Origin of the sequence: Bacillus sp. FJAT-26390, assembly GCF_001682865.1 — a bacterium.
Classification (GTDB): Bacteria; Bacillota; Bacilli; order Paenibacillales; family Paenibacillaceae; genus Pristimantibacillus.
This window is the reverse complement of record NZ_MAQX01000036.1, coordinates 230412-251464: the sequence shown is the minus strand read 5'-3', so window position 1 is coordinate 251464 and position 21053 is coordinate 230412. Positions and strand designations below refer to the sequence as shown.

The following is a 21053-nucleotide window of genomic DNA, read 5'->3' as shown; positions in this document are numbered from 1 at the left end:
GCTATTCTCATTTCAATTGCTTTTGTCTTTATATCCACGGGGTAACTTACTCTTGTTGCCAACGTAAAAACACCTCCAAGGTTGTCTCCATATCTTACGACATGGTTGCATTTTCTTGAAGGTGTTTTGATTTGTCTCACGTTATGGGGTCAGTCCCGTTCACAGCTCTGGCGGTTTTTACTATGGGCGGGTAGTTGTTAGTTAGAAAATAACAGATCGAGTAATGATTACGAGAAGAATGAACAAGACCAAAATTACGCCTAAAGACGTAAAACCTCCGTGTACACCGGACATGCTAATTCCCCCTAGATAGAAATTTCCGAACTTGGACCGATCCTGTATAGTTGAATGTCTCGTCGTTCGGTTATGGTATTGTATGAAAAATACGTCCAAACGATTGGACATTTGTCTTGGTTTAACCACATTTAGGCGGATGCCTATACCGTTTTGCGCAGATGCAACATAATTAGTTCGCCCAAACTCTCTTGGCTTGCAGTAAGATTTCTTACATAAGGCAAGACTGTTTCTCTAGACCCACACGATTTTCGTTTTGTATAATGACACGGTACCTTTAAAGGTATAGGCGATATATAGGGAAACGTACGTGGATCGGAATCTTTGTGGACTTGATGACAGAAAACTTAGAAAGCTCCAGCATGTGCTAATCGAACTCATAAATCATCGCATTCAAACTGTGCTGGAGGATGGACCGCTCAATGGAATCAACAAGTAACCAATCAGCTTTTGCAATTTGGACTAGTTTAATCAGCAATATTCTTTTAACCGCCATGAAACTTATTATTGGTTTTCTATTCAGCAGTCAGGTGCTTATCGCGGATGGCGTACATAATGCTGGGGACGTTTTTGCGACCACGGCTGCTTTAATATCGATGATGATTTCGAAAAGGCCGCCAGATAAGGATCATCCTTACGGACACGGGAAGGCGGAGGTAATCGGTGCCGGCATCGTCGCCGTTATTTTGATCCTTGCAGCTGTCTATATGGGTTATCATTCGATTATGGCGCTGATGGAGCCGGCTCACCAAGCTACGCTGCTTGTACTGATTGCGGCAGCTATCTCGCTGGTATGGAAACAGTGGCTTTATGTGTACACCATGCGTATCGGCAAAAAAATCAATAGCAGCGGCTTGATCGCCACCGCTTATGACCACTTGGCTGATGTATATGCGTCGCTGGCAGCTGTAGTTGGTATCGCCCTTGCCATGATCGGTGATCATTTTAACATCCATATTCTGAAATACGGCGACCCTATCGCGGGAATCATCGTGGCTTATTTTGTTCTAAAGCTGGCGATCCACATGGGACGCACCTCCATTGATGTTCTAATGGAGAAAAATATCGATGAGGACCGCATGGAGGAAATTACGCAGCTGGTCCGCTCGATACCGGAAGTGAAAAGGATTGACCGCATACGCGCCAGGGAGCATGGCCATTACATGATTGTTGATGTGAGGGTAGGCATTCCCGCTGAGCTAAGCGTCCAAGACGGCCATGACATTAGCAGAAAAATAAAACAGACGATTATGGAACAAAACCCGCTTGTCGAAGAGGTGCTGATTCATTTAAATCCCTGGTATCAGGATAACGACAAATAGGCTGCGCCGTATTTGGCAAGGAGGGAAGTAAGCCCAGTGCTGGAACCGGAGAAGACGTACAATACGGCGGTGGAAGTCACGCTCGAGGTGATCGGCGGCAAGTGGAAGCAGGTTATTTTGTTCCATCTAACCCTCGGGAAGAAACGCAACGGAGAGTTGATGAGCTTAATGCCTGCGGTAACCCAAAAAGTGCTTACACAACAGCTTCGTGAGCTGGAGGAGGATGGCATCGTTACTCGCATTTCGTATAACCAGGTGCCGCCAAAGGTCGAATACGAGTTAACGGAGTACGGCTGGAGCTTGAAAGACATTCTTCATCTGCTATGCAGATGGGGAGACAGGCATGCCGAGCTGGTATATGGCGGTAAGGTTAAAATTTTGGCGGTAGCACCGCAAACGGATGGAACGGATTAGCGTGAAAATAAAACCGGTCGCTGCATGTCAGTGACCGGTTTTTTTGCAATCAGCATGGGTGGACGGTAGGCAAACGGATCAAGGAATGACCTTGCGCTGCCTCAGTTCTTTAAAAATGTCCATAAACATCGCTTCTGTATCAACAAATTCGTGGAAGCCGAACCGGCGCGCCTTCGAGCCGTCGGCAAAAAAGTCGTAATCCCACGAAAATACAAAATCCCCGAACCGCCATGAGGAAACGTCCTTATAGGCGTTATTCGCCAAGCCATGCTTCTCCACCATGGAGCTCCATAGCTCCTCCTTGTCTGCCATAACCTCCTCCAAGGACATTTGCAGCGGGGGCGCCGCCTCAAGCCCGAAGCTCGCGGCTATTTTTGGCCAAAGCTCGTTCCACCGGAACAAATCGCCGTTTGTGATGTTGAACGCTTGATTCGCGCAGCGTTCGTCAGTCGCCGCCCAGACGGTAGCTTTTGCGAGCAAGGCTGCATCCGTCATTTCCAGCAGACTGTTGTAGGCTCCGGGCTTGCCGGGAAAACGGAGAGGGAGTCCAAGCTCTTTCGAAATGGAAGCATATACGGCAATCACCATGGCCAGATTCATCGGATTGCCGAGGGCAAACCCGGATACGACGGAAGGCCGTAGCGCCGACCAAGTCCAGCTGCTTCCCGGCTGCCTTCGTTCGAGGAACTGCTGCTGATCGATATTAAACTCCGGCGGCATATGGTAAGCATCTGTTTCCCGGGCAGGCGTCTTAAAGGGACCTAGGTGCGCTCCATACACCTTGTAGCCCTGCATGAGACTAATATGCTGCAGGTTTGAAGCGTTAGGTTCTACCGCATTGACGACATTGACTAGCATGGCGAGGTTCGGTGCGACCAGTTCTGCCCAAGTAGGGCGATCTTGATAAGCAGCGTAGAAGATATGGGTAACTTCCGACAGCTTGCCTAGTTTCTCGCGTGTATCCCCTTCATTAAGCAGATCAACGGAGACATAGCGCGTACGGCCGCTGGAATCCCCGCCCCGTCTTGACACGCCGATTATTTCCCATTCCGGCAGAAGCTCCAAATATTCGATCAGATTTCTTCCGATAACGCCGCCTGCTCCAATGACTAGCGCCGTTTTATGAGCTGCTGCTCCTTTGTTATTCATAAGAAATTCTCTCCTCATTTGTAGTGGCTTTAACAACATTGTGCGCCTTGTCAGGTTGAAAAAAAAGTACGCACTTTGGAGTGATATAGTTACTTGAAAGTAATATAGGCTTATGAATGTACAATGGAGATAGGGATAGATACCAATGACTATAGCTGTTTTCTCCCAAAAAAAGCCAAAGGAATGTGCTACTATTGTTTTATTCGAGCGGTAGTAAAGGAGATAATGAAGCTTGGAGCAAATGATCTGTTTTGCAAAGGAAGCGCTGGATCAATACGCCATTCAGTGCCAATCCATCACTCCGGCAAGTAGGGATAGCGCAAGAAGCCGATAGGAAGGGAATATGGATATGAATATAAATTCAGCTATGCAGCGTGAGTCGACGAATGACCCTTTCACGATAGAGTGTAAGGATGTTATTTTGCGGGAATATCGAATAGAGGATTTGGATGAGTTTTACGCGCTTACCCAGCAATCGGAAATCATTGAATTTTTGCCAGGCTGGGATGTTCCGAAGGAACAAAGGCTAGATTGGTTAATCCATTACGAAACCGTCGAAAACAAACAGTTTTTAAAAGCTGTGGCAGAAGAAGGCGGCGATATTGGACAGCTCCGATTACGTCTTGGCATTATTTCAAAGGAGACAGGTGAGTTTATCGGGTGGTGCTGTACGGGCATAAAAGAACAATTGCCGCCGCCAAACAGAGAGATCATGTATGCCATATCGAAAAATCATCGCAACAAAGGGTATACGACCCAAGCTGCTCAAGGGATGATCGATTATTTGTTCTCGCAAACGAATGTAGAGGAGCTTAGCGCTGTAGCTCTGATCCGTAACACCCCCTCGAATAAAGTCATTCAAAAATGCGGATTTGAATTGATAGATACGATAGAAATCGAAGACGAGGCCTATCAGTATTACAAGCTTTATAAGCGAAAATAGAAGGGAGTACGCCTGCAACTCAAGCGTGCTCCCTCCAAATGGGTCCTTCCTCACATCATATTCTCAGCAAAATAGTTCTCAGCATATTTTTCGTAATCCAAAACTTCAATAACGCTCGACCATTGGAGAACCGTTCCGACAAAACGTCGAATGTCTAATCCTGGCATTCCGTAAGATTCATCGGTATTGCCTGTTCCAGTTGCATTCTTAATTAATGTCACTTTGTAGCCTCGGTCAAATGCAGAAATCGCCGTAAACATACAGCAAAATTCAGTCTCAAATCCAATGATAAAAAGATGAGTTACACCTAAATGTTCTAACGTATCCGCGAGGTTAGTTTTGAAGAATGAGCTTGGTGTTTGCTTCTCAATCACATAGTCGGCATAGTTCTTTAATGAACCGTGCAGCTCAGAACCAACAGAACCCTTATAGAGCGGGCTTTCTTCCGAATCATCAAAATGTCTTACAAAAATAACAGGTAGGCTGCCGGTTTTGAAATCCTTAATCACACTTTCCATCAATGCCAGTTCCGTTTTGAAATCGCCTAAATTAACAATACCGTTTTGCACATCAATAACTAAGAGTGCTTTCATTTTCTCACCATCCATCATCCTTGTTCCTTCATACTTTTAATATTCGAGATTCATGTTTGAACTTCCTTTAAGGCTTGTAATTGACCGAGCCAAACAAGTAAAGTTCAATTATAGTTGAATTTGAAATGGAATTTTTTTATGGTTTAATGATAAGGTAAAGAATTCCTTTCGCATTAATTCCAAAAGCAAGGAGACAAGCCGAAATTATGAAACAGAATAAATACGATGATTCAGGCTTTTTTGAAAATTACAGCCAAATGCCACGCTCGATCGGAGGGTTAAATGCTGCTGGTGAATGGGAATCGTTTCGCGCAATGCTTCCCGAACTTCGCAATAAAAAAGTGCTTGATCTGGGCTGCGGCTTTGGCTGGCATTGCAGATACGCGCGCGAACAGCATGCCCATTCCGTGGTAGGCGTAGACCTCTCTGAAAATATGCTGGAGCGCGCCAGAGAAATGACCAACGATTCGCAGATTGAATACCGCCGCTTCGCAATTGAAGATATCGACTTTAAAGCCGAGGAGTTTGATGTAGTCATAAGCTCTCTTGCGCTCCATTATGTGGAGGACTTCATTACCGTTTGTCAAAAAGTTCATCACTGCCTTGTCCCAGGCGGTGCGTTTGTGCTATCCGTCGAGCATCCGGTATTCACCGCGGTTGCAGCACAAGACTGGCATTATGGCCAGAAAGGCGAGAGATTGCATTGGCCAGTCGATGACTACCATTATGAAGGATCGCGGCAGGCTAGATTTTTGGAAAATGATGTCGTGAAGTACCACCGTACCGTCGCTACGCATCTAAATGCGCTAATTGAGACTGGCTTCAGCATTACGAAGCTGTCCGAGCCTAAACCGTCGCAGGAAATGAAGGAAAACAATCCTGATATGCAGGATGAATTCCGTCGCCCTATCTTTCTCATGATCGCTGCGGTTAAAAATTAACGCATATACTCAATATAATCGACAACAGGCTGCCAACTGGCAGCCTGTTCGTTTTTTAAAACGATTAATAGAATAATCATATTGTATAACTATACATTATAATGCATAATAATACCGACAGGCAGTTTATAGCTAGGGGGATTACATATGATTTTGAAATGTGATTCGGATAAATTAGAAGATTATTTAATAGAAACAGAAGATATCAATTATAGTCACCAGTCAATAAGCGAAAAAGCATCGGAATTATTTATGGCATCCATTAACGAGAACGATTTTGTGGAAAATGCCTATACATTCGTTCGTGATGAGATCTCTCATTCCTGGGATATCCAAAGCTCGAGAATAACATGCAGGGCATCGGATGTGCTTTTTTATAAAGAAGGCATTTGTTACGCGAAATCTAATTTATTGTGTGCCTTATTAAGAAGCAAAGGAATTCCAACAGGTTTTTGCTATCAAAAACTTACATTAGGCGATACGCCGGATACAGGGTACTGCATGCATGCTTTAAATGCCGTCTACTTCACAAGTTTAGGAAGATGGATCCGTCTTGATGCGCGGGGAAATAAGGCTGGTGTTCATGCGGCATTTTCTTTAACCGAAGAAAAACTGGCTTTTGTTGTGCGGCCAGAATACGATGAAGCCGATTATTTGCAAATATACAAGCTGCCTAACGCTAAAACGATGGATGCGCTCAAAGGACATGCGGATGGTATGAATATGTATCTACATGGCTTGCCGGATAGCCTTTAATTTTTGATGTAAGGAAACGTATAGATGCCCACAACCCTCAAGCTTATAGGAAGCCGCTGAGCGCAGCAAGCAGCCCTTGCGGATCTTCCCCTCGAGAATAAAATCACCGCAAGGGAGCGGACGCCCGCTCCCATGAGCTTCGCTATCGCTGCATGCCGATTACAACAGTTCATACATGAGCCCTGGTTGATTAAAATAATAAAAGTCTTTTCATTGCTGAAAAGTTCTGGTATTATCGATTTGACTTATTAAATGCATTTAATAAGTATCGCGATTTAAGGTGGTGTTCATGGTGAATGATTTGCCAGCAGCTCCCAATGAGATGAAAAGAGCTATTTTTCGGGGCATACGCGCATCCCTACTGGCGCTTGGCAGTGCTACGAAAGTGGAATTGAGCCACAAGTTAGGAATAAGTTTCCCCACTATTAGCAAGTTCCTGTCGCAAATGGAACAGGACGGGGAGCTGATCTTAGTTGGTCTTGATGATTCCAGTGGCGGAAGAAGAGCGCAGCGCTATGCCTATAATCCGGAATACATGCTGGGGCTGGCTATCTTTTTAGAGAAAACGGAAACGAACTATACGATCTTTAATTGTTTAGGCGAAGTGAAGGAGCAAGGCACGGCTGCAAGCGTGCTTAAGGACGACATTTTAAGCTTAACGAAGCATATTGAAGACCTTATTTTGAAGTATCCGAAGATCAAGTCGGCGGCTATAGGCGTACCGGGATCGGTCAATAATGGTCGGATTATTTATATTCCCAGCTACGAGAAGTACCATGACTTTGATTTGAAGGGATACTTCGAAGAGCGATTATCTATTCCCGTCGTAGTAGAAAACGATATGAATGCTGCTGTCCTTGGCTATCACGACAATAGGCGGAAAAGAGAGAAGTCATCTTTGGTCTATTTGTATCTGGGGCAAAATGGCCCTGGTGCGGGCATTATCGTAAATGGCGATGTGGTACGGGGAAGCTCGTTTTTCTCAGGGGAAGTGTCCTTCGTCCCTCAGTATGATGACAGAAATTTTTTGCAGGCTTTAAACGGAGAAAGCGAAATAGCAGCAGCAAAGCTTCGCGAGGAGGAAAGGATCGATGCCATCAGCCGGTTGGTCGCATCGTTTACAGCGATCCTCAACCCGCACACGATTGTTTTTTCGAATGACGAGGTGAACCAATCCATGATTAACCAAATAGCGGTAAAGAGCGCAGTCTATATCCCGGAAGAACATCTTCCCGAGCTTACGGCAAGCGATTGGAAACAAGATTATTTGTATGGCTTGCAGCATCTTGGGCTGGATCTTATGATCTCAGGAACTAAAATATAAAAATGAAACAAGGGAACAGGTGAAACGCATGGCTACATTCTTTTTATTTATTATTTATTTGGCTTTTATAAGCCTTGGATTGCCTGATTCATTGCTCGGAACGGCATGGCCTGTCATGCAGCTGGACTTTGAAGTGCCGCTTGAGACTGCCGGCGTCCTGTTTATGATCATTGCGGCCGGTACGATCGTGTCCAGTCTGGCAAGCGGGACGGTGCTTAAGCGCTTCGGAACGGGCAAAGTGGCACTTGTCAGCTGTATCATGACAGCCGGTGCTTTGCTTGGTTTTGCCCTCTCCCCATCGCTTGTTTGGTTAATGATATGCGCCATTCCGCTTGGTCTTGGCGGAGGCTCGGTGGATGCGGGATTAAACAATTACGTCGCTGCCAACTACAAAGCGCATCATATGAGCTGGCTGCATTGCTTCTGGGGTGTGGGGGCTACATTCGGGCCTGTCATTATGGCTCAGTTTATTTCAGGTCAAAACGAATGGAGAGACGGTTACCTTACAGTTGCATATATTCAGTTTGCTCTAGTTGTTATCCTGTTCATCACGCTGCCTTTATGGAAACGGGTTTCAAAAGGGAGCAGCGTTAATTCAAGTGAAGCTGCAGATTTGCATGAGGGTGAAGAGGAGCTGCATTCCGAAAAAGTAAAACCTTTGCAAATTAAGGGAGTTAAGCTGGCTCTCGTATCGTTTTTGTTTTATTGCGGCGTCGAATCAACGATGGGCCTATGGGGGAGCAGCTTCCTTGTCAATGTGAAGGATTTGCCCGCAGCGACAGCCGCGCAATGGGTATCGCTATTTTACGCGGGCATTACGATAGGCAGGCTGATTACCGGCTTTATTACTTTCAAAGTAAACAACCGTATTCTCATTCGTGCTGGGCAAATTACGGCTCTGGTCGGATCAGCGCTAATGTTCTTGCCATTGCCGTCTGTTTTCTCCCTTGCAGGCTTTATGATCGTCGGATTAGGGCTGGCGCCGATTTATCCATGCATGCTGCATGAAACGCCGGTACGATTCGGGAAAACGCACTCCCAGACGATAATGGGGTATCAGATGGCTGTAGCCTACACGGGAAGCACGTTTATGCCTCCGATACTTGGTTTCCTTGCTTCCTATTTAACAATCGGCATTTTCCCCACATTTATCGTCATGTCTGCTGTAGTTATGCTTTTGTTCTCAGAGAGGCTGAATGCCTTCTTGAAAAGAAAGGGTATTTTAAAAGAGAAAACATCGGGCTTTACGGTTCATTAAGCATAAGCTGCATCTTGCTTCTTTCGGAATAAAGGAATTCAATAAATAGGAGCTGTTTTTGCATGAAGACCGAAAAAGAGAAAATGCTGGCTGGCGAGCTTTATCTGGCGAGCGACGCGGTATTAATGAATGAGAGGCTGAATGCTCGAAGGTTGACTCGACTGTTCAATCAAACGCTTGAAACGGAAGATAACCAAAGAACAGAACTGCTCAAGGAACTGTTTGGCTCAACCGGAAAAAATCTATACGTTGAACCAACGTTCCGTTGTGATTATGGCTACAACATTCATGTCGGCGAAAATTTTTACGCTAATTTTGATTGTGTTTTACTGGATGTTTGTGAAATTCATATTGGCGATAATGGCTTCCTAGCGCCAGGGGTGCACATTTATACGGCAACCCATCCGTTGAATGCAAAAGAGAGAATATCGGGCGCTGAATACGGCAAGCCGGTAACGATTGGCCATAATGTCTGGATAGGCGGGAGAGCCGTCATTAATCCTGGCGTTAAAATAGGCAACAATGTCGTGGTCGCCTCCGGTGCGGTCGTTACGAAGGATGTACCGGATAACGTTGTAGTAGGCGGAAACCCAGCGAAAATACTTAAAGGTATTGAACAATAGAAACCGTTAAGTTTTCGAAAAATGATGATGAACGAATAGAAGCGGCAGTCTTGGGCTTTTTTGTCCGAGGCTGCCGATTTGTTTTATTTTCCGCTCAAAACAAAGTTATTTTTCTCTAAATGGGGGTAATGAATGATAAACGTTTAGAGGAGGCAGCCGCAATGGAAAACTATTTGCCCATACTGATAAAGCTGATTGTTGCGTTTGCCGGACTATGGTGTTTGACGCGACTGCTTGGCAAAAGGGAAATCGCCCAGCTTTCTCCCTTTGATTTCGTATCCTCGATGATAATGGGCGAAATTGTCGGCAATACGATTTACGACGAGAACGTATCTGTGTGGATGCTTATATTCGCGCTGGCGCTTTGGGCTGGACTATCTTATTTTTTCGAGAAAATCATGGAGTTCGGCAAAGCGCTGCGCAGACAGCTCGAAGGTAAACCAGAGCTGCTGATTGTAAATGGACAAATCGATATGGAAGCGCTGCGCCGCAATAATATGGCATTTGACGAGCTGCGAATGATGCTGAGGCAGCGTGATGTTTTCTCGCTTAGCGATGTAGCTTACGCAGTTTACGAAACGAATGGAGCACTCAGCATTTTGAAAAAATCGGCGTTTGATACCGTGCAGCGCGGCGATCTTAATCTCCAGTCGAATCCGCCAAATCTGCCGCACATTCTGGTTGAGGACGGGGTTCCACAACATGAGGGGCTTGCCGCCATTAAGCGTGACGAGAAGTGGCTGCTTCAGGAGTTGGAGCAACTCGGTTACCCGGAGGTTCGGTCAGTGGCGCTCGCTGAATGGACTACTGACGGTGTATTGAAGGCGATTCCGCGGTTTGAAGAAAAGGGTGATCGGAAAATATCTTTTCAGATTTAAAAACGGCGACAGGCAGGTATTTTCTTTTGCATAAACGAATTGTGATAATGATGGGGGTGAACACGAATGAGAAGTGAAAAGGAAATGTTTGATTTGATTTTGGAGGTGGCGCAAAAAGACGAACGTATCCGCGCTGCATACATGAACGGTTCGAGGACGAATCCGAATGTTCCCAAAGATATATTTCAGGATTATGATATCGTTTACGTGGTCACGGAGACGTCTTCTTTTGTGAAAGACGAGTCGTGGATAAAGGTTTTTGGGGAGCTAATCATCATTCATGAGCCTGATAAAATTGATGAGAGCCTTGGAATGAAGATGGATTTTGATCGTTCCTATACCTATTTGATGCTGTTTAAAGACGGAAATCGGATCGACCTTCACATTGAAACGAAAGAATCTATGCTTGAGGGTTATGTAAAGGATAAGCTCACGGTGCCGCTATTGGATAAGGACAACTGCCTGCCGTCCATTCCAGCGCCCTCAGATATCGACTACCATGTTAAGAGACCAACAGAAGCAGCGTACATAGGCATCAACAATGAGTTTTGGTGGTGTCTGCAAAACGTTGCCAAAGGAATATGGCGAGATGAATTGCCTTATGCGAAGCAGATGTTTGAGCCATCCAAAAAATCATTGGACGAGGTCGTTTCCTGGTGGATCGGCATGAAATATGATTTTAGCATTTCTACGGGAAAGATGGGGAAGTATTTTAAAAATGATCTTCCGGGGCCGTACTGGGAGTTGTATAAAGCAACGTATTCGGATAGCAGCTATGAACATATGTGGGATTCCATATTTGCAGCCTGCGACTTGTTTAGAACGTTATCCAAGGAAATTGCAGAAGCATTTTCCTACAGCTATCCTCATAACGAAGATAAAAATATGACAGCCTATCTGGAGCGTGTAAGAAGCCTGGCTCCTGCTGTGAAATCGTAAAAAAAGAGCAGTCTCTGGTGAATTTACATCCCGGAGACTGCTTTTCTTATGGTTTAGCGACTGCGACCGCCGCCGCGCGGTTTGTTTGAAGAGCTTCCGCCACGCGAGCTTCCGCCGCGTCCGCCTGCCGGTGAACTGCTGCGACCGCCTGCGGAAGAATTGCCGCGCTGACCGCCACGGCCGCCAGCTTGTGCTTTGCCGCGTACGGCGCCGCGCTCGTTGCTTGCTTTAGCATCCTTGCGCGTTGCTTCCCATGGGCTCTCTACCGAAGAAGCAGCACGGCCTGCAACATGCTCAGCTCCGCGCGGGCTTCCAAAGCCGCTGCGGCCTGCGCCGCCGCGAGCTGCTGTGTCGCGATTGCCGGAGCGTTCGCCGCCGCGAGGCGCGCTGCCGCGATTGCCCGTGCGTTCGCCGCCACGTGGTGCGCTGCCGTTATCGAACCGCTCGCCGCGGCGAGCTGCCCAGCCGGATGTTTCGCCAGCTGTTTCCACAGCTTCACCGCGAACTTCCGCTGTTCTTCCGGTACGTTTGCCTGCTGCGGGACGAACCGTCTCGCGCTGGCCTCTGCGACCGCCTGGCTTAGCGCCGCGGTCCGATTGACCGGAGCGTCCGCCGCGACGTCCGCCTTCAGCAGGCTTGCCGCCGCGAGCGGCGCCTCTGCCGCTGTCAGAACCTGCAGGACGGCGGCCTTTTTCAGGACGATCGCCAGGCTGGGAACGGACAGCTGTCTCTACGCCTTCGCTGTCAATTGCACGGCGAGGAAGTCTAGCGTTAATGCTTTGCTCGATAAGCAGCAAATGGTTTTTGTCATACGGCGTTGCAAGTGTAATTGCAGCACCTTCTTGGCCAGCGCGTCCGGTTCTGCCGATACGGTGAATATACAGCTCGCCGTCCTGTGGAACATCATAGTTGTACACATGCGTTACGCCTTCAACATCAAGTCCGCGCGCAGCTACGTCAGTCGCAACGAGCACTTGAAGACGCGCGTCTCTGAAGCGCTTCATTACCTGCTCGCGCTTGGCTTGCGTCAGATCGCCATGCAATTCATCGGATTCAATCCCGATTTCTTGCAGCTCTTTGTTCAACTTTTTCGCGCGAACCTTCGTCCGGCAAAAAATAACGGCCAAATACGGTTGATGCTGCTCAAGCAAATGCACCAACGTTTGCTGTTTGCTGCGATCAGTCGTTTCGTATACGATTTGGGTAATGCTGTCCAGCGTGACGTTCGTGCTGCGAACGCGAATGTCGACTGGCGTTTTCATATAATCAGCTGCCAATTTGCGAATAGCATCAGGCATCGTAGCGGAGAACAGCATCGTTTGACGAGCCTTCGGCGTTTGCGAGATTATGCTTTCTACATCTGGCAGGAAGCCCATGTGAAGCATTTGGTCCGCTTCATCAAGGACTAGCATTTGCAGCTTGCCTAGGTTGACGGTCTCACGCTTCATATGATCGATAAGACGGCCCGGCGTTGCAACGACGATATGAGGCGAACGCTGCAGCTTGCGGATTTGAGCATCTACGTCTTGGCCGCCGTAAGCAGCAAGCACGCTAACGCCAACAGCAGGGACAAGCTTTTTAAGCTCGCTCGTTATTTGAATGGCAAGCTCCCTTGTTGGTGTAAGGATAAGCGCCTGCACTTGCTCTTTCTCTATATTAATTCGTTGCAAAATAGGCAAAGCAAACGCGATTGTTTTGCCTGTGCCCGTTTGTGCTTGTGCAATGACATCCTGTCCATTAAGCAGGAGAGGGATAGCTTGCTTTTGAACCGGAGTCGGCTCGGTAATTCCATCTTGGTGCAGCAATTCGCTTAGCTTGGGAATGATACCCAAAGCGTTAAATGCGTTAGACATTAATACATTTCCTCTTTTCGTAAACATCGTTTGATGTTAAGTATAACAGCTGTCCTTATAATGTGCATCTTTACTTTGTATATGCTATGCTATAAACCAACATTATTAGCAGCAGAGGCAGGTTAGAGAATGAATGGAACAGAGCGCTCCGCCATTAGAGCAGGGCTTGAGGTCGATATCGTATTGAAGCAAGATCAACGTACAGGCAAGCTGACACGAGGTGTCGTGAAGGATATATTGACCAATTCGCCGAAGCATCCGCATGGCATTAAAGTAAGGCTGGCGGACGGCCAAGTTGGACGCGTCAAAAATATTATTGCTCAGCCATAAAGGAGGGCGACTATGGCATTTGGCATAAAGAGGCAAGAGATGGAGCAGTGGAAGTCGGCTGTAGCTCATGGAGAAATTGCTTTTCTTACTCATTACTGGCTGGATCCCCGATTTCCGAACATGCGGACAGTAACGAAGGTTGGCTGCTCCGATATGACGAAGCTGTCGCGCTGGTGTCTCGATCATGGTCTCAACCCTCGTTATATTCATGCGCGATCAGAGTATCCGCATTTTGATCTGCTTGGACCAAAGCAAATTGAAGTACTAAAGCAGGCGAACCAATACGAGCAGCTTGAGAGATTCGGCATGCTATGAGGATAGGTAGTACAAATGGCTGCTCATGGAGCGGCTTTTTTTTGCTGCGAACACAAAAAATGTTCTCGCTTGTAAACGTTGAATCCAGTACTATAAAAGTATCAGATGGAAATGTTTACATTTTTTAGGGGAGAGGGAACTTGCAAATGGATAAAAACAAAGAACAACTGCTTCATGCCTTTGGAGAATGGATTACGTTTGTAACGGATTTGGCGAAGTATGAGGAACGGATATGGAATCAAAGCGTGGCACCCGGAAAATGGACCGTTCGTGAGGTTGTGGCGCATATTTTGCGATGGGATGATTATTTCTACAAGGATGCAATTGCGAGGGCAGCCGAGGGGGTGCCGCTCACGGTTAAGCATCTCGATTATGATCAGTTCAATGAAGGCGCGAAGGCATATGGGAAAGCAACCTCGATTGCGGAGCTAACGGAGCAAGCGGTTCAGAGCCGTAAGCAAATAATTGATGCGATAGCTGAACTTACGAACGAGCAATATGAAGCGTCATATGTGGATGCTGACGGGCATCCGTTCCAAATGTCGCATTATATGAACGATTTTATATGGCATGACCAGCATCATATCCAGCCGATTAAGCGCCTGCTGCATTTTCGAATCGAGGAAATGAGCTTGAACGGCTGGCCTGCCCTGCAAACGGTCGTATATGACGGCTGGCTGCAGCGATTTGCGGAAGGGTATACGAAGCGATCAAATAGTATAAATCCGATCTATGGCCATACGCTGGAGCTGGATGCCAAAATCCGCGCCTGCGAGAAAAGGTATGAGCAGGAGGGCATCCGGACGGCATTCAAAATTACCCCGTTCAGCCAGCCTGCCTCACTTGATGATGAATTAGCCGCACGCGGTTATGAGCTTATCGATCAAACGGTTGTGAAAACGGTACATTTATCTGAGGTGCTCTCTCCCTCAAATGGAGATGTCTGGCTAGAGCAGCATCCTTCAGAGGCTTGGCTGGATGCATTACGCGTATTTAGCGGGTTAACGGACGGACAGAAGGATATCACTCGAAAAATGCTTGAGCAATCGCCGCTTGAGCAGTGCTTTGCGATTTTGCATGATAACGGCATTCCGGTCGCTTGCGGGTTTGCAGTGCTGGAAGACGGCTTCGTTGGCCTTTATGATATCGTCACCGATACCGGCAAACGGAATAAAGGGTACGGAGAGCAGCTTATTTTACATTTGCTGCAATGGGGCAAAGGACGCGGAGCGAAGGAGAGTTATTTGCTCGTTGTAAAAAATAATGCGGCAGCCAATCGGCTTTACGACAAAATTGGTTATGTGCAGCAGTATGAATATTGGTACCGCGTTAGTCAGAACTAACGGTGAACGTAGTAAAGAAAACGTATCATGCACAGCTCGTGGAATGGGACGAGCTGCTGTATGGGAAGCTAAACAACATAGAAGAACAGCATGAGAAGGAAGGATTATTTTGTGAACTGGTGTCAGACCACGAGAACATATCACCATAAACGATAGAACTTGGTACTAATCCAGTGCCGAATTATTGACAATCTGTTGTCATTGCACTATCGTTCCCCATCATGACGGGATACGATAGTCGAAAATAATACATTAACATGAGCAGATGCTACAGTGACCTTCTCATTTTATTAAGCTATTTCTGGGACCTCATAATACGAACGGGAAGAATAACGCAACGACAAGTGGCTGTCCTAAAAGCCAATTTGATTCTTTGGAGTCCTAGTTAATGTTGAATTTCTTCGAAAAAAAGGATCTCAGGCTCCATTTTACAGTGGAACTTGAGGTCCTTTTGTGAAAGCAATAGATACATACTTGTTTTGGGAAGTGAAAATCTAGCTGTGAATGAAACCTTCAGTTTGAATGAATCGCATTGGACCGTGATGGGGTGATCGTTTTGGATATATTATCAAAAGCACCCTGCCAGTTGTTCGAGATGATGTTTCCAATGTAACCGTCAGGTCGTATCAATACCAGCATGTCACTGGTAATGCCGTAAATTTTTTGAAGATTGCCTGTGGTGTCTTTAATGGAAGTGTCGTCGATACTTCCATTGCCTACAATGTATCGGCGCAATTCAGCTCCATCGGTAGGCCATGTCAGCCCAGGAAGTTCCTTGGAGGCATTGGCTCCAAAGGCAAGAAGAGTGAAGTGGGGGCCTTGATATAGGTCAAAGAGTCGTCGTATCCCACCAGGACCGATACAAGGTGCGTCCGGAGCTCGGTCTCCCACTTGCAAGGTCTTGGTGACTGCGGTGTCTGCAGGGGCGAGCGGCCCGGCATGGTATGAAATTATGAGCTGTCGTTCCTCATCTCCACGCTTTAGGCTGGAGAGTGAGCGCTTGTCTATGCCGGAGTAAAGCTCATTTGATTTACCAAGAACATGAGCAGCAATCGGCTGCCGTTCAGCTTCGTAGCTGTCGAGGAGACTGTCGGGAGCTCCGGAGATGACCTGCCCTAATTTCCAACCGAGATTGTATGCATCCTGCACGCCGGTGTTGAGCCCCTGCCCTCCGGCAGGTGTATGAACGTGGGCGGCGTCGCCAGCCAAGAAGACTCTGCCTGCCCGGTAGTGCTTCGCGAGCCGAATATTGGGTCGGAACACAGAGGACCAGGTGATGCCATGTAACCGGAACCCAGTGAGAGTATAGAACTGATCTGACAATGCTGCTTCATCGAGGACAGGCGTCTCATCAGTTTTCAGCCGAATCATGATTTGGAATTGGTCGGAATGGGGCAGTGGGCATACTGCGACCGACTTACCATGTGTACGTGGCCACATATGCCATCGGTTGCGTGCCAGTTTGTCAACTGTACCGTCGACAATGAGCCATTTGTCGGATTCGTTGGTCTCTCCGACGAACCCAATACCAGCAGCTTTGCGAACAGTGCTTGAGCCTCCGTCGGCCCCAACCAAATATCTGCAGCGGACCTTCTCCCCAGAAGAGAGCTTCGCAATCACCCAATCGGAATCTTGTTCGAAGCTCTCCACGGCAGTGCCGAACTCAATGTTAAGTCCACGGCGCTCGATCAGGCGATGCAAGATGGCGTCGGTGCGGAGTTGCGGCAGCAATAAAGTGTTTGGGTATGGTACGCTTGGAGACGATTTATTCCGCTGTATCATACGCCACGGCAATGTGAACGGCCCAAAATGGAGGCCAGCAAGAGGGTATGCTCCTCCTTCAGCGAGCGCCTCATCAAGTATCCCGAGGTCTTCAAAGACTTCCAAAGTACGAGGTTGAACTCCCTTTGCACGGGAGCCTTTGAATGCGTGTGGTGCCTTGTCAATCACTCGAACACGAAGACCTCGACGTAGAAGGTCTGCTGCCAACGTTGATCCTGTTGGGCCAGCACCGGCAATAAGAACATCGATATCCTGGTGATCGGTATTTGATGACTTGATTACTAATTCAAAGTTCTTCATTGTGTAGTTTCCTTTCTGTGCAAAAATAAACAAAATGATTCTTATTTTAGTTTCTATGAAACATTATGTTTCCTAGAAACAATAATACATGGAGCTTGCTGTTTACGTCAATAATGTTTCGTGGAAACTTTAATTGCTCATTCACTCTTGATATACTGGTTTTAGCTTAACTAATATCGGAGGAAAACAAATGTTAAACGAATCGGGGAAACAAAATAAGGATCGATTAATTAAAGATTTGATTGTGTCAGTAAACGATCTACAAAATAAATTCCAAAGAGACGATGGCCAAGAAAGACAATGGCTTATTCAGAATAGTCCTACTCCTATAATCGCTCAGCTGGTGAAAGATATGACTGTTAAGATGCTGCATGTGCTTAGTGCCATTGGTGAGCTTGAGCCTGTTAATGGTATTACAATTTCAAAACAATTCGGATTCTCAAAAGGGAATGTCTCTAAAATCACGAGAAGACTTGCAGATAAAAAAATTATTATTTTTGAATATCTCCCTGATAATAGAAAGGAAATCCTGTTTCGCACCACACAATTAGGAAAAGAGATTAACCTTTTACATCGAACGCTACATGAAAAAATTGATATTGGGGCCAATCATTTATTAAAACGATATAACGAAGATGAATTGCGATTTCTAGTCAATGTTATTCAAGAGACTTTGCACACTTCTTTGATTCATTCGGAGACAAACGAAGAATCAAACCCACTCTGTAAAAGTGCGTCGCATACGAAAGTAGAATCAGACATTGACAAGGCAACAACGTATTCTGACGATATCAACGAAGTCATTGAGTTGCTCAATAAGCTGGATTCCCGTAACTTAAAGAAAGCGAAAGCGATTCTTAAAGATGTATTTTTTTCAGTGTACGAGGATTAAAGCTTCAACAAATTAAGATTGAACAATTAATAATTGATTAATCTGTTATACTCCCTTGGTACGATATGATTTTCTCAAGAATGCTCGCTTATTCGCAGGATTTCGCCCGGATAGTAAGGGGGAAGACATGAAGGGAACACCCTGTTAGACTTCGGTAACATGAAGGCGCACGGGAATAGAGGAGGGATAAAACCGTCCTATATACTTCCATTTACTGCAAGCTTTCTCCACGCCACCCTTGGAGGTTTTCACTCCCATGTCTTAACGGGTCGTTGCTCTTTGGTTTAATGAATCCGGTACTCCGTGCTTTCTTTGAAATCCTGCGAATAAGCCAAAACTCGTACAACGAAACGGGTTGTATGGTTAAGCTGCTTGTAAGAGTGGCAACGTTTTATGTGGCATGTAGGCTTTACCGCTACGAGCCATCCCGACTAGTATTCTGGCCAATTATCGCAGGGACTTTCAAAATTAGGAGAATGAAAGGCAGCCGGCCTCACGATCGGCTGCCGTTGTTCGTTAAATTAACTACGGGCAGCATTCCTAATATGAAGAAATACGGAGTTAACGTTTCTCCAATGAGGGAGGATAGTTTAAGATCATTCGCGGTGAACCATATCAGAAGTAAAAGAGGTTCTGAAATAATTTCATTTTAGCGTTAATAAAACCAACATTTTTAATAATGGGAAGTTGAAACCAACAGCATTCATCACGATAGAAAAATTTATCAAGAACCAGGCACTACAAAAAAAATTAAACATATATAGTTGATATCCGTTCGGATTTGATGAGGAGGATATCATGCAACCTATGTTACCTATGGAAAAATATTTTGGGCAGTTTGAACTGGTGCATGCTTTTTATGGGGCTATGCCTACAGGTGTCAGCGTTTCCGAAACCGGCCGTATTTTTGTTTGCTTTCCGAAATGGGGAGACGACGTTCAATTTACTGTGGCGGAAATTGTTGAGGGTGAAATGCAGCCTTATCCCAGTTTAGAAACAAATATAGTTAATACCGGTAATATTAAAATGTCTTTCGTCAGTGTCCAAAGTATCGTTGCTGATGGAAGAGGAATACTTTGGGTACTAGATACAGGGGCACCAAATTTTTCTGAACCTATTCAAGGGGGAGCAAAATTAGTTGCTGTTGATTTAAGCACGAATACAATAAGGAGAGTATATACCTTTACAGAAGATGTTGTCTTGCCAACAACTTATCTGAATGATGTCCGGTTGGATTTTCGGGTTGGAAGAGCAGGCTATGCATATATAACGGATTCTTCTTCCAGAGGGCCAGGGGCTATTATCGTCGTTGATTTAGAAAATGGGAACGCGTTTAGACGTTTAAATGGGGCAATATCAACTTCGCCTGATCCCTATTTTTTACCGAAAGTAGAAGGTGAAGTTTTGATGAATCGAAACCCGGACGGCTCGACTTACCCATTTAGATTGGCTTCCGATAGTTTAGCGATTTCTCCTGATGGAAAGGTTTTATTTTATGCTCCGCTAACCAGCCGTCAACTGTTCTCAATCTCAACAGAAGCCCTAAGAGACAGAAGGATACAGGACATGAATTTATCCCAATTTGTGCAGTATTGGGGGGAAAAAGGTGCGTCAGATGGAATGATCACCGGCGCAAACGGCACCGTTTATGCGGGAGACTATGAAAACAACAGTATCCGGAAGATATTGCCGAATGGTGCAATGGAAACCATCGCACATGACCCGAGAATTTTATGGCCGGATACTTTTTCGATTGGCCCCGATCAATACTTATATGTCATTGTGAATCAATTACATCGGCAGGCGAGATTTCATTATGGAAGAGACCTGCGGGAAAAACCATATAGTTTACTTCGTATGAGAATTGATGAATTCCCTGCTCCTACCTTTTCATAATAATTTTAACCGATGGTAGCTATCCCTCATCAGGGAGCTGCCTATTTTTTCAGTTAAAACTATATTTTTGTAAAATTGTATATATTCCCGCAACTGCCCTATTATAAAGAGGCTGTTATCTGTTGATAAGGAAGGACCCTTGAGAAATATGGGTTCTTCCCTAGTTTTGCCTTTAGCATTATTCCTCTATTTGAACATTAACACCCTTCTCCACATTGAACTCCATCTCCAGATTCAGTATGACTTTTTTTGATTAGTAAGTACTAGGAAGATCACCCCAGATGCTCATTAGAAGTTATTCGTACATTCTCAACCTAAGGGGAAACTACGAGCAGTACTCGGGCCTGACAGAACATCTCGAAGGCGAAAGGGTAGCCCTCTTTGGTGAGGTAGCTGAGGACGGCAATGACCACGACACGCTTGAACCTCAACAGCACATCCACATGGGAATACTGGAAGAAGGCGACATAGACCTCAAACCAGTTGGTTTGCTGGGAGGCCTTTGTGACCAGTGGCTAGATTTTGTGGAGCTTTTCGACCTGAAGGGCCGCAGGCATACTACAGGATCGGTATACTCGGCGACAACGAATACTTCGTCCTGCTGTACGCATCCCAAAACTCGTTAGACCTTGAAATTTAATCTTGGCTGGCCCAGCAGATCCCAAAGTAAATCCCCTATTCCGCTTACGGAGTAGGGGATTTTCAATTCTAACCAGGGGCGAACAACGTATGACACAAGCTAATCAACAACTTGAGTTCTTCCCGGGAACCACTCCGAAAAGAAAGTTCCCGCGAAACGTGATAGTATTTGACACGGAGAACATTTTATTCTCTGAAGTCTCCGGCTAAAATCAAAAACGCGCACGACCATTGTGGTTTTGCGCGTTTTGCCGGGACGAAATACGGTG

At 46.0% G+C, this 21053-nt stretch carries 20 protein-coding genes; 16 read left to right on the top strand and 4 right to left on the bottom strand.

What is annotated here, in order from left to right; genetic code table 11:
- Window positions 1–716: 716 nt before the first annotated feature.
- The gene (locus A7975_RS31840) at window positions 717–1616 is read left to right on the top strand and encodes a cation diffusion facilitator family transporter (RefSeq protein WP_053376885.1); all 900 of its coding nucleotides are present in this window, start codon (window positions 717–719) and stop codon (window positions 1614–1616) included.
- 36 nt (window positions 1617–1652) lie between these two features.
- Window positions 1653–2030: a winged helix-turn-helix transcriptional regulator gene (locus tag A7975_RS31835; protein WP_053376884.1), complete on the top strand. Its 378-nt coding sequence runs from the start codon at window positions 1653–1655 to the stop codon at window positions 2028–2030.
- 78 nt (window positions 2031–2108) lie between these two features.
- On the opposite strand, the gene A7975_RS31830 is transcribed toward A7975_RS31835, so the two are convergent.
- Entirely contained in the window at window positions 2109–3179 is a 1071-nt protein-coding gene (locus A7975_RS31830; RefSeq protein WP_065387801.1) for an SDR family oxidoreductase, read from the bottom strand.
- 349 nt (window positions 3180–3528) lie between these two features.
- Here A7975_RS31830 and A7975_RS31825 point away from each other — a divergent pair, with 349 nt between their 5' ends.
- Window positions 3529–4122: a GNAT family N-acetyltransferase gene (locus A7975_RS31825; RefSeq protein ID WP_255314632.1), complete on the top strand. Its 594-nt coding sequence runs from the start codon at window positions 3529–3531 to the stop codon at window positions 4120–4122.
- Window positions 4123–4172: 50 nt separating this feature from the next.
- Here A7975_RS31825 and A7975_RS31820 read toward each other — a convergent pair whose 3' ends face one another.
- Window positions 4173–4715: an isochorismatase family protein gene (locus A7975_RS31820; RefSeq protein ID WP_065387817.1), complete on the bottom strand. Its 543-nt coding sequence runs from the start codon at window positions 4713–4715 to the stop codon at window positions 4173–4175.
- Window positions 4716–4921: 206 nt separating this feature from the next.
- On the opposite strand from A7975_RS31820, the gene A7975_RS31815 reads away from it, so the two are divergent.
- The 7 genes from A7975_RS31815 (at window position 4922) to A7975_RS31785 (ending at window position 11434) form a co-directional block, all read left to right on the top strand.
- Window positions 4922–5656, top strand: coding sequence for a class I SAM-dependent methyltransferase (locus tag A7975_RS31815; protein WP_065387800.1), 735 nt, complete (start codon window positions 4922–4924; stop codon window positions 5654–5656).
- Between the two features lie 147 nt (window positions 5657–5803).
- Window positions 5804–6412 carry a transglutaminase-like domain-containing protein gene (locus A7975_RS31810; RefSeq protein ID WP_065387799.1) on the top strand — a complete coding sequence of 203 codons (609 nt, stop codon included), beginning with the start codon at window positions 5804–5806 and terminating at the stop codon, window positions 6410–6412.
- A 289-nt stretch (window positions 6413–6701) separates the two neighbouring features.
- On the top strand, window positions 6702–7736 hold the full coding sequence (locus tag A7975_RS31805) for an ROK family transcriptional regulator (RefSeq protein WP_065387798.1): 1035 nt from the start codon (window positions 6702–6704) through the stop codon (window positions 7734–7736).
- Window positions 7737–7764: 28 nt separating this feature from the next.
- Entirely contained in the window at window positions 7765–8994 is a 1230-nt protein-coding gene (locus A7975_RS31800; RefSeq protein WP_053376879.1) for an MFS transporter, read from the top strand.
- Between the two features lie 62 nt (window positions 8995–9056).
- Window positions 9057–9617, top strand: a complete 561-nt coding sequence (locus A7975_RS31795) for a maltose acetyltransferase domain-containing protein (RefSeq protein WP_053376878.1) — start codon at window positions 9057–9059, stop codon at window positions 9615–9617.
- Between the two features lie 161 nt (window positions 9618–9778).
- Window positions 9779–10495, top strand: coding sequence for a DUF421 domain-containing protein (locus tag A7975_RS31790; protein ID WP_065387797.1), 717 nt, complete (start codon window positions 9779–9781; stop codon window positions 10493–10495).
- A gap of 66 nt (window positions 10496–10561) precedes the next feature.
- A complete protein-coding gene (locus A7975_RS31785; RefSeq protein WP_065387796.1) occupies window positions 10562–11434 on the top strand; it encodes an aminoglycoside 6-adenylyltransferase in 873 nt (290 codons plus the stop codon).
- 53 nt (window positions 11435–11487) lie between these two features.
- Here A7975_RS31785 and A7975_RS31780 read toward each other — a convergent pair whose 3' ends face one another.
- Entirely contained in the window at window positions 11488–13287 is a 1800-nt protein-coding gene (locus tag A7975_RS31780; protein ID WP_065387795.1) for a DEAD/DEAH box helicase, read from the bottom strand.
- 129 nt (window positions 13288–13416) lie between these two features.
- Between A7975_RS31780 and A7975_RS31775 the strand changes: the two genes are divergently transcribed.
- From A7975_RS31775 to A7975_RS31765, 3 genes are all read left to right on the top strand, one after another.
- On the top strand, window positions 13417–13617 hold the full coding sequence (locus tag A7975_RS31775; protein ID WP_065387794.1) for a YwbE family protein: 201 nt from the start codon (window positions 13417–13419) through the stop codon (window positions 13615–13617).
- A 12-nt stretch (window positions 13618–13629) separates the two neighbouring features.
- Window positions 13630–13932, top strand: coding sequence for a hypothetical protein (locus tag A7975_RS31770; protein ID WP_065387793.1), 303 nt, complete (start codon window positions 13630–13632; stop codon window positions 13930–13932).
- Between the two features lie 146 nt (window positions 13933–14078).
- The gene (locus tag A7975_RS31765; protein ID WP_141680469.1) at window positions 14079–15275 is read left to right on the top strand and encodes a GNAT family N-acetyltransferase; all 1197 of its coding nucleotides are present in this window, start codon (window positions 14079–14081) and stop codon (window positions 15273–15275) included.
- Window positions 15276–15788: 513 nt separating this feature from the next.
- On the opposite strand, the gene A7975_RS31760 is transcribed toward A7975_RS31765, so the two are convergent.
- Window positions 15789–17357 (bottom strand): FAD-dependent monooxygenase, encoded by a 1569-nt coding sequence (locus tag A7975_RS31760; protein WP_065387792.1) that lies wholly within the window; start codon window positions 17355–17357, stop codon window positions 15789–15791.
- Window positions 17358–17547: 190 nt separating this feature from the next.
- Between A7975_RS31760 and A7975_RS31755 the strand changes: the two genes are divergently transcribed.
- The 3 genes from A7975_RS31755 to A7975_RS31745 all read left to right on the top strand — a co-directional run bounded on the left by A7975_RS31755 (window position 17548) and on the right by A7975_RS31745 (window position 20771).
- Window positions 17548–18249: a MarR family transcriptional regulator gene (locus tag A7975_RS31755; RefSeq protein ID WP_065387791.1), complete on the top strand. Its 702-nt coding sequence runs from the start codon at window positions 17548–17550 to the stop codon at window positions 18247–18249.
- A gap of 798 nt (window positions 18250–19047) precedes the next feature.
- Window positions 19048–20145, top strand: coding sequence for an L-dopachrome tautomerase-related protein (locus A7975_RS31750; RefSeq protein WP_065387790.1), 1098 nt, complete (start codon window positions 19048–19050; stop codon window positions 20143–20145).
- 281 nt (window positions 20146–20426) lie between these two features.
- Window positions 20427–20771, top strand: coding sequence for a hypothetical protein (locus tag A7975_RS31745; protein ID WP_065387789.1), 345 nt, complete (start codon window positions 20427–20429; stop codon window positions 20769–20771).
- Window positions 20772–21053 lie beyond the last annotated feature (282 nt).